The organism is Pedobacter psychrodurus (assembly GCF_004331735.1).
Lineage (GTDB): Bacteria > Bacteroidota > Bacteroidia > Sphingobacteriales > Sphingobacteriaceae > Pedobacter > Pedobacter psychrodurus.
Window position 1 is genome coordinate 62,006 of the sequence record NZ_SJSO01000023.1, and the last position, 13,801, is coordinate 75,806.

A 13,801-nucleotide genomic window follows, 5' to 3' on the forward strand; every position below is an offset into this window, starting at 1 on the left:
ATTTCAGACAGTACAAAAATGGTATCCTTCCGAAAAAAGATACCATTACACAAATCAGTCGGATGTTGCCATCCAACTGTATTATATTTTACGATGATTTTATTTTGTGTTTTTTACTTTTAGGTAATACATAAATTCGATACCCGTTTTCGTAAACAAAACATCCTGACCTTTAGCCAAAACCACTTGTTGCCAGTTTTGCGCAGGAATAATTTTAAGGGTTTTAACCCCATCTTTTTTTAAGGATAATGGCAGATTAAAACCTTTAACACAATCACTGTAACGATAAAAGGCCTTACCATCTTTCAAATAATATTCGAATGTTGGTACCTGAGTGGTGCGCAGATATTGATCGAAAACTTTAGCATAATTGTAACCAGCTTTTTTAGAAATATAATTTTCGATCTGAGCAGTAGTTACCGTTTTATGGTAAAAGGTTTGGTTGAGCCCACGTAATATCGATCTAAAAAGTTCGTCGTTATTTAAACTATGCCTAATGGCGTGTAACATATTCCCTCCTTTTGGATACATATCGCCGCTACCCTGTGCATTTACTCCATATACCGGAATAATTTGGGTATCGTTCCTGATGCCTTTTCTAATCCCGAAATTGTATTCGTTACCTGCTTTATTGCCAAAAATATAATCAACAAAAAGTGTTTCGCTATAGTTGGTAAATCCTTCGTGCACCCACATATCGGCCAGATCATTAGTGGTAATATTATTGCCGAACCATTCGTGCCCGCTTTCGTGGATGATGATAAAATCCCATTTCAAGCCCCAACCATCGCCAGACATATCTCTGCCCATGTAGCCAAATTTATAGCGGTTACCGTATGAAACTGCCGATTGGTGCTCCATTCCGGTGTGGGAAGCATCGATAAGTTGATAACCATCTTCATAAAAAGGATACGGACCAAACCAATGCTCCATACTTTTCATCATTTTATGCACCTGATCGGGCATATAGGTTTTCGCTTTTGGATAATTGTAATCGAGCACCCAATAGTTTACATCAAGTGCACCTTTTTCACCAGCATATTTCTCCTTAAAATTAACATACTTGCCTATGTAAGGGATAATACAATAATTACTGATTGGATTTTTAACATTATACTGATAGGTTGTTGTACCATCATGGTTATCCTTCTTAAATATCAGTCGCCCGTTCCCTACCGCTACCAATGTATCAGGAACCGTCATTGTTAAAGAAGCGCCCATGTTGGGTTCGTCACTTTGATGATCTTTATTTGGATACCAAACAGAAGCACCTAAACCCTGGCAGGCAACCGTCATCCATGGGCGCGAAAGTGAATCGGTGGTGAAGATAAAACCACCATCCCAAGGCGCTCTTTTTGCCTGGTGTACCTTTCCGTGGTAAAAAATATGGACGTTATTTAGTGCCGATAACTTTTGGGTTGGAACATGCACATACCAAACACTGCCAACATGCTCGAATTTTAACTTAGCTTTTCCATTGTATAAAACACTATCGATAATTAATGGCTCTTGCAGATCGATCTGCATGCGCGTACTGCCATTGTTATTACCAACTACCTTGTACACAATTTTATTCGAGCCCGTTATACTTTTATCATTATAATCGGGCTTAACAGAAAGTTCGTAACGCTGTACATCCCACCAGGTACGTTCGGCATTTAAGCTTCCTCTCAAGGTATCGGCCAAAGTGTAAACCTTTTTAGGGCTTTGCGCAAAAAGTATTGTACTGAACAATACTAAGATCATTGTTAAGGTTATAAATGTTAATTTTCTCATTTTTTGCTGGTTATCATGTTGCAATAGCATATTATTAATTTGAAAAGCAATTGCTGTACTTATCGGTTAGTTCGGTCCTGCTATCCCTCCTCCCGATGAAACCTATGAAACAAGCAAGCACACAATAAAAGACAAAGTATACCGTGCTTAAATCGGGATCCGTTCTATCAGGTTTATTTAACCTAGTTCTGTGCTTCTGCCCAAAGTCTCTAGCCCTGACAGAAGCGGGCATTCCGATCCTTTACCGATAAATCGGCACTGAATTAGCATCGGAATAAAGCGGATGGCAGGACTATCCTTTAAAAAAAATCGAAAAGACCTACGCTCCAAAACAAAAACATAGCCATATTAAAAAGTCTATGTTTTTTCATCTTTTCTTTAATGCTTCTTGTCGATTATAATATTTAAAAAAATTTGAAAAGCAGTTGCAGTATTTTATCGGTTAGTTCAGCCCTGCTATCTCTCCAGCTCCGATAAAGGATCGGGAGCATCCGTTCTATCAGGTTTATTTAACCTTGGTTTCTGCTAAACACCTCTTTCCCGTTCTGTGCTTCAAGCCCAAGTTTTTAGCCCTGACAGGAGCGAGCATCCCGATTTTTTTATCGGGATAAAGCGGATGGCAGGACTATCCTTTAAAAAAATCGAAAGGCCCTGCGCTCCAAAACAAAAAACATCGGTTATTCAAAATAACCATCTTTGCTAATAAGCCACACTTCTGATTGATTCGATTTCATCTGTGGTTAAGGCTAAATGTTTACCCAACATTCTACTTCCATTTTCGGTTACCAGAAAATCATCTTCAACCCTGATGCCACTAAAGTTTCTGAACTGCTCCAGTTTATCGTAGTTAATGAATTCGGTAAACTGTTTAGCTGCTTTCCAACGGTCTATCAGTTCGGGAATAATATAAACACCAGGCTCTACCGTTAACACATAACCTGCTTCGAGTGCTTTACCTAACCTTAACGATTTCAATCCAAACTGGGTGGTATTTTTAGTCAGCTCATCTGTATAACCTACATACTGCTCGCCTAAATCTTCCATATCGTGTACATCTAAACCCATCATATGGCCTGTACCACACTGAAAGAACATAGCATGCGCACCAGCCTGCACCGCATCGTCGATATTACCTTTCATCAGGCCAATATATTTTAAACCTTGTGCCAGCATTTTACACGAAGTCAAATGCACATCTAAATATCTTACGCCTGGCGCCAACATGTTTTTGCCATGCGTGTAAGCATTCAAGACAATATTGTAGACATCTTTTTGCTCAGCACTAAACTTTTTGCCTACCGGAAAAGTACGCGTAAGATCGCCAGCATAGCCCATTGCCGTTTCTACTCCAGAGTCATTTAAAACCATTTGTCCATCTCGAAGTTGGTTACCATGGTAATGGTTGTGCAAAATTTCGCCACGAACAGTTAAAATAACCGGATAAGCCAGATTACCACCCGAAGCTAACGCAGCACCTTGAATTTTTGCAGCAAGTTCACGTTCGTACATGCCAGGTTTTACCTGCTGCATCACCATTAAATGAATATCAGCCGATATCGCTGCTGCCCGGTCCAGCTCTTCAATTTCTTCAACTGATTTAATCGACCGCTGTGCAACAACAGCTTTAATAAAGTTAAGCGATGCTTTCTCTTTAAGCTGATCGACAGGCAAATTAAGCCAATTGGCCAATTTGATTTTATTCTCTGAACGGTAAGGAGGTAAAAAATGGATGCTACGTTTTTGCGCTTGATATTGCTTAAGATATGTATCGAGCTGAGCTAAAGGTAAAACCTTGGTCAGGCCTGCATCCAAACTTTTTTCTTCAAGTGTTTTCTGTCTGCCCATCCAAACGATATCATCAATTCCCATTTCATCGCCGAAAAGAATTACCTGATCTTCATCAAGGTCAATAATAGCACTCAATGATGGTTCACTAATCCCAAAATAATATAAAAAGGTACTATCCTGCCTAAAATGGTAGGTATTGTCTTTATAATTCATTGGGCTCTCTTCATTACCCAAAAAGAGTAATATTCCCGCATTAATCTTTGATTTTAATGCTGCTCTTCGTTGGAGGTAGACTTTCTTTTCAAACATATTATTTTGTGTTAGGCAAATATCCCAAAAGCGTTCTTTATCCAATAACAATTAAATTGAATGGCTAAAATATGGGTTATATCTGCAAATTATAAGCTATGGTAATGGCACAAAAATCACAATAAATTTCTGGTTCGCGAAAAATAAGGGTAAAATCTGCACACTAAGGGTGGTTAAAGAAAGTTTGTAAACAGCGCTAACCATTTTTAGCCACGGAAACACGGAAGACACAAAACATTTATGGAGATTCTTTTGTCATTCTGAGCGCAGCGAAGAATCTTTAAACAAATCGCCAACTTTAGCCACAGCCACAGAAAGACAATTTCCCAAATTTCGTGTTAATCTGTGCTTCCGTGGCAAAACCAAATTCCAAGGTTGATGGCGCACTAATCTTAGAATAAATCGAAATAACAAATGTGCTCAAATCAAAACATGTTTTTATTGGGGATAAAATCGCCTTTCTCAATGCATCGTCGCTACAAACAAGAACGATCTAAACCATTTAAATGGACAATATGACTATTTAAATTTATATTACTTTAAAATACAAAATTTTGAATTTGTTCATATAAAGTATTAATAGAGCTATAATTTAAGTGACATCAATGCTTTTCAATTCATAAATCACACACAATAACCATGAAATTTTACACCAATAAATTGATATACAAAGGCTATGAATAGCTTATATCAATTTATTAAACTAGTAAAACACCTATATAATTGGTTATCAATATTAATGAACAAAAAATAGCCTCGTAAATTTTACATTACGAGGCCAGGACAGTAGATGAATTGATATTATTTTTGAAGTATAATTTCAGTTAGATGTTCTTTTGAAAGTGGAAACTGATATGCTCCCCTCTTCTTCTTGTTATTACCTTTTACCGAATAAATACCTACACCATTAACTTTTGCAGGCTGAGCTAATCTTAACACGGCATTGGGTGTATAATCATTTGCTTTGTTCAATTTCAAATGGATTTCGCCACTTGAGGCATTATAATCGACCTCATCAATCGTTCCTGCATCAAGGGTAACCCATAATCCTGCAGGGGCGATATAAACCGACGATTTTGCTGCAGTGGTTAACTTAACACTGATGATGTTGCCTGCTTTGTTTAGATTACCGCCAAAAGCCAACCAACCAAATTCTGGATGTAGTAAAATATAAGATGAAGTATTTACAGCATAACCAAAAAAGCCAGAGCCGTAATCGCCACTAATACCATCATTTTTTAAGGTGGATGGATAGGCATGAAAGGCCGCAGGTGCAAAACCTTCTTGGGTGATATTGGAAATCGATCCGAGTAAACCACCATAGCCTGTGCGTAACAGATAAAAATCATCTGGATGTTTACGATAATCCATCAATACAGGAATGGCATTGAGTGCTGAACCATAATGATGGATCATCCGTTCAATACGAGAAAGCTTACCTCCGTAAAGGAAATCCCAGTACCGACGGGCATTGCCATTGTATGCCCAATGCGGCACCACAGGCATATAAGCCAGTATCGCATCAAGCGTTACATTCGCCTTATCTTGATAGCCAAAATAGCTCGACCATACATAAACCTCTTCTTGACCTGTAGAGTCCCAAGGCATTTCACTTCCAAAGGGATATTGTAAAGTACGCCAGTGATTGGCTCGCTTTTTCATTTCATTTTCTAACCTGGTTGCTTCTTCTGTTAATCCTTCATTCTTAAGGTCGGTTAAGATGAGATAGAAGACTGTACCTTCCATTTGGCCAAACTGTGCATAATAAGGCGCAATATTAACCATAGCCATACCTGTTTCAGCGGCATCAATAAGGTGTTGTTTCCAGCTCTGCTGCTCCACAAGACCGCTATAATTACGTGCCAATCGGTACATTACCCAATGGGCTGCTGCAACATGCGGATAGTTATAAGACCGGCCAAGGTTATCAGCTTCTTTTTTGGGCCATGCAGACCATGTTTTAAAATTGATATTTGCGGCATATGTATCTTTAGGGAGCGAATCTGGCGCATAGTAGAACAAGCTCTTTTTTACGCCATATTTCTGAGGACCAGTTTTGAGCTGTATTCTCCCAAACATTACACTATCTACAAATTGTTTTAGTTTATCAACTTCTTCTTTTTTGGGTTGTACCAATTGCTTCATTATTGCACCCAGCCACGAACCGGCTCCGCCTTCGTCGCTTAAACCAGCAATCCATGCCCGGTTGTCTTGCGTTACCTGTTGCTGTTTTTCATTATCATAAGTAATAACAGACGGACTTCGTTCAAAAATAGGGTCGGCCTGGTTAAACCATTGCTTGGTTGTTAAAAAACTCCCATAATTAGCAATCACATCACTTTCGGCTTCAATTACCTTATAATTTATGCTTTGCTCCAAGCCATCTTCATAAGTAATAGATAATCTTGCTCTTCCCCAGGTATTCGCCTTTATTGAATAACTTTTCCAACCATTTTTAGTTAAACCCGAAGCACTTACTTTTAGGGCATTTTCGGGTTGAACCTGAATAGTTTTAATCTTTTTAGGGTAGTTAACAAATAATTTCCCTTCCACATCTTTGGGCAATACATAACCTGGAACTGATATCACTACTGGTCTTTTATTTTCAATCAGTTTGCTTTCAATATTTTTCGCTGTTCCGGAAAGGATAAACTGAAGGGCATAACTTCTAGTTTCTCCAGACTTTAAAATGGTTGATGTTGGCGTATTCCATTGTTCGGCGTTTTTCCATTCATTTTCGGCATAAGCTTTACTGTACACCATCCACTCGTAAAATCCTTCGAAAGCTATTCCACGAGGGGTACGGTCATCGTTAAGAGGATTATAGGCCTCAAATGGCGTATGGCCCACTGGTGCTACAATTAAAGATGGGGCGTGTCCACTTAACCTGGTTACCTGTAAATAACCAGCATCTTTACCGATATATGGATCGTAAAAAACATTTTTGGCATGGGTTTGCTCTAATGTTCGGCTCTCTAAAATATTATCGAAAATCATCGGAATACCTAGCGCACCAATTTCTATGTTTTTATTGGTCTTGTTTTTCAGTTCGAAGCGGAGCACCAGCTTTCCGTTCAACATTTCCCAGGTCCTTTTAACCTGCAGCGGCATATCGGCCGGAAGTGTTGTAGCGAGATCGGCAGCAGCGAGTACATTTTTACCTATCGGAATATTTTTCACAGGACTTCGTTTTGCCGCCGTGCTGTAGCTTTTCCAAGTTTCTTCACCAACGTAGCGTAATTTTAAGTTGATATCGCCCAAATGGTACAAACCATCTGAACTACGCACTTTTAAACTATCGCTGGGTACAAAATCGAAATCTTTAACCGTTTTAGGCTGAAGTCCTGCCACAGTTTGGGATGACTTAACGAGCTTTAGATTAAACGCTCCGGCATTGTAGGTTGAAAATCCATTTTCGAGGCCCAAGGTGGATGGCTTTTTACCTAAAGCAATCCATGGCGATTGAGCCAGAAGTACCTCAATATTTAGAAAAGATAAAATACAACAAAATATTGCTTTAAAAGTTATTATGGATAAACTTCTCTTCTTTTGTGGTTTGATAATCATGATGACAAAGCGAATTAGGGATATGGTTAAATCAAAAATAAAATTTAAAAGATAAAGACGGCAGCGAACTTAAAAATAGCGCAAAATTGGTAAAGAATTGGTGTATTTATGGGGAGTCTGGCGGTAAGTGGATGGCGGGAGTGAAGGTGAATAGCAGGAAGCATGATGAACAAAATAGGTTCCCGCAGATTACGCAAAGCACGCAGATTTAATTATTCACCTGAGGGGAAACCCAACCCATTGGCACTACACTGAATACCTAAACGTGATTGCAGCGGTCCCGATGTAAAATCAGGATAAGCGGAAAGCGCGACTGACATGGATTGAAATACAGGAATTGCTTTCCTATCCTTTGGCACTATTATCGACAAACTAGATAGAGTAGTCGTCATCCGATAGCTATCGGATGGGAGGCACGAAGCAATCGTTGTAAGATTGCTTCGTTGGCTGAAAAAGCCTTCTCGCAATGACGATCCCCTGAGAGGTCAGTTTTTTTTTAGAAAAACATTGGAATGGAGATGACATTTACTCACCGTAACGTCATTCCCAACCCGATAGCTATCGGGTTGATTGGGAATCATAATGCCTTGGTAAGGTTTGTAAACCGCATTAAGATTCCCGCCTGCGCGGGAATGACGACCATTCTTTAGAATCATTGGTAGACAATGATTAAATAGGCTGACATTTCACTTTCAACCATTCAGCTTCTTCATCAGATAATATGGGTTGAAGCTTTTCAAACACCATTTGATTGTATCGATTTAACCAGGCGATCTGATCTGGCGCTAGAAGTGCTTTATTTATGATGGTAGTATCGATAAAACATAAGGTTAAGGTTTCGAAAGTGAGAAAATCGCCAAATTCACTATTGCCCTGAGGAATACATAAAACAAGATTTTCGATACGTACACCATGTTTTCCTGGGCGATAAATTCCAGGCTCGATGGAGGTTACCATACCTGGCTTAAAGGCAATATCTACATTAGCTGGACTAATATTCTGAGGTCCTTCATGTACATTCAGAAAAAAACCAATACCGTGACCAGTTCCATGACCAAAATTTATGGCATGTTCCCACAGCGGTTTTCTACAGATGGAATCGATTTGATAACCTTTGGTCCCTTCAGGAAAAATCAGTTTAGAACCTTCTATCAGGCCTTTTAGCACCAAGGTATAATCGTCGGCCTGGCTTGATGAACAATTACCGATAGGCATTACCCTGGTAATATCGGTTGTACCATACAAATACTGACCTCCAGAATCGACAAGAAACAAACCATCAGCTAAAATTTCCTGATTGCTTTCTGCTGTTACACTATAATGCGGCAATGCACCATTTGCATTGTAACCGGCAATGGTATTAAAACTTAAACCAACGAAAGATGTTTGTTCGGCTCTAAAAGTGGCCAATTTCTCTGCTGCAGACCATTCTGTAATCCTTTCTTTTCCTAAATGATCTTCCATCCATTTAAAGAATTTAGTTAAAGCCACCCCATCGTTTAACATCGCCTTACCGATATGATTAATTTCAGTATTATTCTTTAAACTCTTTAAATGTGTACTTGGATTAATGCCTGAAATGATTTTTGTATTAGGAGGCAAGCACTGATACAAACCAAAACAAGTGCGTTTTGGATCGATAAAAACCTGTGCATCTTTTGGCAGATTTTTTAATGCTTCGGTCACCTTATAATAGGGATGTAAAGTTATGCCCTGTTGATTTAAAATATTGATATCCGTTTGTAACAATTTTTGTGTGTTGATGAAGAGTTTTACATCAGCAGGTGCAATTAAAGCAAAACTTAAAACCACAGGATTATAATCTACATCTTTTCCCCTTAGGTTAAAAAGCCAGGCAATATCATCAAGGGATGAGATGAAATGATAATCTGCACCATTTAATTTTAATGCATCTCTTACCTGGTTTATTTTAGCTGAAATGGTAAGACCTGCAGCTTCTTCGCCAATTAAAAAGGCATTTGCTTGTGGCAGCCCTACCCTATCGGTCCAAATGGTGCTGATAAAATCAACATCAATTATTTCTATTTCACGCTGGGTCAAACTATTCTGCATCTCAAGGGCTAATGCCACTGTAATGAGCTGGTGGTTAAAGCCAACTTTTGCACCCTTTGGTAAAACTTCGAGCAACCAATTGATGTACTCGGAGGTATGCGGCACTTTTAATTTTACCAATTCGTAACCGGTACCGCTCAATTGTGTTTCGGCCTGCGTAAAATATCTCGAATCGGTCCATAAACCTGCGAAATTTTGAGTAATGACCAGCGTACCAGCAGAACCTGTAAATCCACAGGCAAAAGGAATAGCTTTATAATGTGCTGGTAAATATTCACTGATGTGAGGATCTGCCGCTGTAATAATATAAGCATCTACTTTTTTAGCAACCATTAATTGGCGTAAGGCCTGCAATTTTTCTACAAAGATCATGTTGAGGAAGAGTTTTTGTCGGGCCAAATTTAAATATTACCACGATATCTGCAACCTGCGATTTTGAAATTGGTCTACCACATTTTTTTATTATTTTTTGGTAGCAGTGTTTGATAAATTAAAAGAGTTCATAATAAAATACATTAAGAACAAAAAAAGTGCTAATTCTTTAATTTAGAATAGCACTTTTTTCTTACCAAAGTGTAAAATGGGTAGCCTTTTATATTCATTCATAAAAATAGGCTATAGTAACGATCATATTTGAAGGATTAAACATACCGATCAATTGCCGGAGTCTTAACCACCTCATAACAATCTGATTTCTGAAAGCAACGTACTTTAAAAACAAGAGCAGATTCTCTTTGTGCCAGCGCATGAATACCCAATGTAAAGCGTTGTTGAAAACGCTTGGGGCAAGCCTCTTTATGGCAAATTATTTCATAACGGTCTACATTTTCTACGACCACATCAAGCACATACTTTGGCCACTGTTTTTTTATCAAATTTGGCAACCAGCTAAACTGCTGCATGTTAATCAAATCCCCGATCCCTTCAATTGCTTTTGCCGGAATATCTCCACCTACAATCTGGCTCCAGCTCCCTTCAACTTCATCAATAATACCCAGCACTTTACATCCAGAAAGCACCAACCATGGATCTTCCATGCTGGCCCTCATTAACTGATAGGATACATCTTCTAAAAATTCCTGTTCAAAAAGGTAATTAAGTTCGATCATAAGCTATTTTCATTTTTTATCGGCAGATTATTAAGTCGTATCAGTTTATCAATTGTCCCAGCAAAACGTTTCATTGAGATCGGTTTGCCAAGATAACATTCAAAGCTAGAATCTATTTTTCTCACATCATTTTCGAGGTAAGCAGATGCATAAATCACAAACCTGGCTTTCGAGCGGAGATGCTGAGATAATTCAGTTCCCTTCATTCCATCCATATCTATATCTAAAAAAAGAAAATCGATTTTATCGCAAGCGCTAATTATTCTTAAGGCATCAAAAGGATTATTAAAGGCACTAAACAATTTTAAAAAACGAATATCTTCAATATAATCGTGAAGTACATCGATCGCGTGCTGTTCATCATCAACAATTGCACAGCTGTAATACATAGGCAAATTAAGATTGGCTGCACAAAGCTTAACAATGCAGACCTCAATTCCTATAACCATCCACAAAAAAGGTAAAAGTACGGTAGCTTGAGACATATTAATGAGACAGTTTACCAACAAACACCTTATTTCATGGCATAGATTAGCCATGAGTCAATTGAAACATGGCTAATTGCTTTAAAGTTTAATTTTAACAAAGTATAAACGATTTCTATCAACTGAATTTGTTAAAGGCAATATTTTTTGAGCAAAGCCACTTGCACCATTATCCACCACACCAAAATCATCATCGTTAGAAATTACGAGGATATTGCCAGGCAGTAAGGCTAAGCCTTCTGCTTTATCGTGCGGATAAATGGAAGGTAAATCTTTCAACAGATCTAAAACCACAGTTTTGCTTACTGGGATAATGCCCGCAGTGCTTAAACCAGCAGCATTATTTAATTCTTCTACCGTTTTGCCACCATAAAGTTTACCTGTTGCGCCATTGCTGGCATCAGAAATATCAGTAGCCCCACTCAGGTCTATTTTGAAAACTTTTTTAAATGTTGCCGGGTTGGCCGCTGCGCCACCATACAATCCATCACGTTCGATGGTTAAGAAAGTAGTGCTGTTAACGGCAACAATATCGCTCACACCTGTTAAAGTAACGTTATCCATCAAATAAGCGTATTGCTTGGTTGCTCCAGTTGCGATATCAAAAGTCAAAATCCTCAACACAACCGAATTGGCAACTGCAGTTTTAGACGGATTGTACATTGGCGACTGCATCATGCCTACCAAAGTTTTTCCATCTGGGGAAATGGCCAGGCCTTCCATGCCACGGTTTGCTCTTCTATTGGCAAATACAGCTGGGATTTTACGCCCGCCCGTTGCTGTTCCAAATGGGTTAATACGCTCTATTGTTTTACCTGATGCATCGAAATGTACAATATGCGGTCCGTATTCATCGCTGATCCAAAATGATCCATCAGCTGCTCTTACCAAGCCTTCTGAGTCGATTCCGTCGGCACTTGGAGCAATCACCTGTCCATTTAAGTCGTAAGCAGTTTCACCAGAAGCCCCCATTCCCGCAGGGTTTGGAAGTCCGTTTAATTTGTTACCAGATGTATTTTTAAGTTCGATAGTTTGTTCGAGCACCAATTTCCCGTCTTTCAATCTGAATTTTCCGATCTGTGGATCAAAATCAGGTTTTCCGATGATGATCGAATTTGCGATCTGTCCGGCAACGTTCGAACCTCTATCGGTTAGCATATAAAAAACATCCGGCGCATTGGGATCGGCGGCAACTGCTGACCCAAAACCTCCGTTATACACTTTTACGCCAGCGGCTGTGGTGAAAAGCACCGAAGGATCGGAAACTTCGGCAACAGCAGGATAGGTAAATTCTGCGGGGGTTTCTTCAAGGTTTTTCTTACACGATACCATACCGATAGATACGGCTACTATTAGGGTTAGTAGTTCTTTCTTCATTTAATTAGGAATATTTAACGAACAAAGCAAGCATACAGATATGAAGCCTGTGTTAAGGCAATAACAATAATAGTTCTCCCACAAGGTTATGCAATCTTAAAAAGCAACTGTTATTTTAATTGCTTTCGACCATTAAGAAGTTAAGGACATTAAGCTTGTTAGTAAATTCAAATGCGAGCGTCATTCCCAACTTGATTGGGAACCACGGAGTGCTCATGAATGCCTCTGAATAAAAGGAAAACTGATGAATAATCGTAATGCCATGACCAGGCACTATTGCATTAAGATCCCCGTCTGCACGGGGATGACGAATCTTGAAAATTTATATCATTAATAACTCACATAATTCTCTTCAAAACTGCCATCTGCGTATAAATCGATAAGTCCATAACCTGGTGCGGTTTCTCTTCTGTTGCCTTCCCACCAAGCGCCCGATACGGCACCGTTACAAAGATAGGTAACACTGTTGTACACCACTTTATCGCGCATATGCAAGTGGCCACTTAAACACAGTTTTACGTTAGGATGCTGATAAAAAAGATTGATAATTTTGGCCGTATCGGTATGCATATCGCCACCCAGCATGGTCCATTTATTAACAATATCATCTTCTATCATTAAAAGTGCAGTAAGGATTGGAATGTGCGACATTACCATTACAGGCATGGTAGAACTGGTCGTTTCCAGTTCGTTTTTTAGCCATGTTAACTGTTCATCTCCCAATTTGCCAATATACCAGGTATTGTCGATATCCAGGTGGGTACTATCCAGCACAATAATCTTCCATCCGTTCTGCACCAAACTATAATAAGGCTTAACCAGCTGCAATTTATCCATGGCATATTTCTTCCCGTAAAAAACATCGCCTTTGGTGTTTTCGTTCCACCAGATATCGTGATTGCCCAAACAGTAGTGCACAGGAAGGTTACATTCGTTCTTCATCATTTCGTTTACCAGTTTCCATTGATCGTTTATAGTACCGATGTTTTCCTTGTTCATATCAAAAACGATATCTCCCCCATTTAAAACCAGATCAACCTTGGGCGATTGCGACTGCAGATGATGCAGGCATTTAACAAACTTGGCGGGCGCATTAAATTGATTTTTAAGATGTACATCGGTAATATGTGCTACCCTTAAAACGGGCTTCTTATCCATTGCCGATGAAAGTGCGGGCATTGTTGGTAGCAAAAATAGGCCACCTATATTTTTAAGTGCAGATCTTCTTTCCATTATATTCTTTTTATCGTTTCAAAACTAGCATTACCATGTTGCTTTAATATTACCAAAAAAGCGGTGCTGTGGTATACAGACACC

Annotated in this window: 8 protein-coding genes; all 8 read right to left on the minus strand. The window is 39.0% G+C overall.

What is annotated here, in order from left to right; all coding sequences use genetic code 11:
* Positions 1-99 precede the first annotated feature (99 nt).
* The 8 genes from EZ456_RS21045 to EZ456_RS21080 all read right to left on the minus strand — a co-directional run bounded on the left by EZ456_RS21045 (position 100) and on the right by EZ456_RS21080 (position 13,717).
* Positions 100-1,776, minus strand: coding sequence for a M1 family metallopeptidase (locus EZ456_RS21045; protein WP_131533565.1), 1,677 nt, complete (start codon positions 1,774-1,776; stop codon positions 100-102).
* 699 nt (positions 1,777-2,475) lie between these two features.
* Positions 2,476-3,873 (minus strand): aminopeptidase P family protein, encoded by a 1,398-nt coding sequence (locus EZ456_RS21050; protein ID WP_131533567.1) that lies wholly within the window; start codon positions 3,871-3,873, stop codon positions 2,476-2,478.
* A gap of 801 nt (positions 3,874-4,674) precedes the next feature.
* Positions 4,675-7,440 carry a DUF5695 domain-containing protein gene (locus EZ456_RS21055; RefSeq protein WP_205945147.1) on the minus strand — a complete coding sequence of 922 codons (2,766 nt, stop codon included), beginning with the start codon at positions 7,438-7,440 and terminating at the stop codon, positions 4,675-4,677.
* 669 nt (positions 7,441-8,109) lie between these two features.
* On the minus strand, positions 8,110-9,885 hold the full coding sequence (locus EZ456_RS21060; protein WP_131533570.1) for an aminopeptidase P family protein: 1,776 nt from the start codon (positions 9,883-9,885) through the stop codon (positions 8,110-8,112).
* A 269-nt stretch (positions 9,886-10,154) separates the two neighbouring features.
* Positions 10,155-10,622: a hypothetical protein gene (locus EZ456_RS21065; RefSeq protein ID WP_131533571.1), complete on the minus strand. Its 468-nt coding sequence runs from the start codon at positions 10,620-10,622 to the stop codon at positions 10,155-10,157.
* Entirely contained in the window at positions 10,619-11,107 is a 489-nt protein-coding gene (locus EZ456_RS21070) for a LytR/AlgR family response regulator transcription factor (protein ID WP_205945148.1), read from the minus strand. Before EZ456_RS21070 ends, EZ456_RS21065 begins: the two co-directional genes overlap by 4 nt.
* 81 nt (positions 11,108-11,188) lie before the next feature.
* Positions 11,189-12,484, minus strand: a complete 1,296-nt coding sequence (locus tag EZ456_RS21075; protein WP_131533575.1) for an esterase-like activity of phytase family protein — start codon at positions 12,482-12,484, stop codon at positions 11,189-11,191.
* A 330-nt stretch (positions 12,485-12,814) separates the two neighbouring features.
* Positions 12,815-13,717: a metallophosphoesterase family protein gene (locus tag EZ456_RS21080; protein ID WP_131533577.1), complete on the minus strand. Its 903-nt coding sequence runs from the start codon at positions 13,715-13,717 to the stop codon at positions 12,815-12,817.
* Between the last annotated feature and the right edge of the window lie 84 nt (positions 13,718-13,801).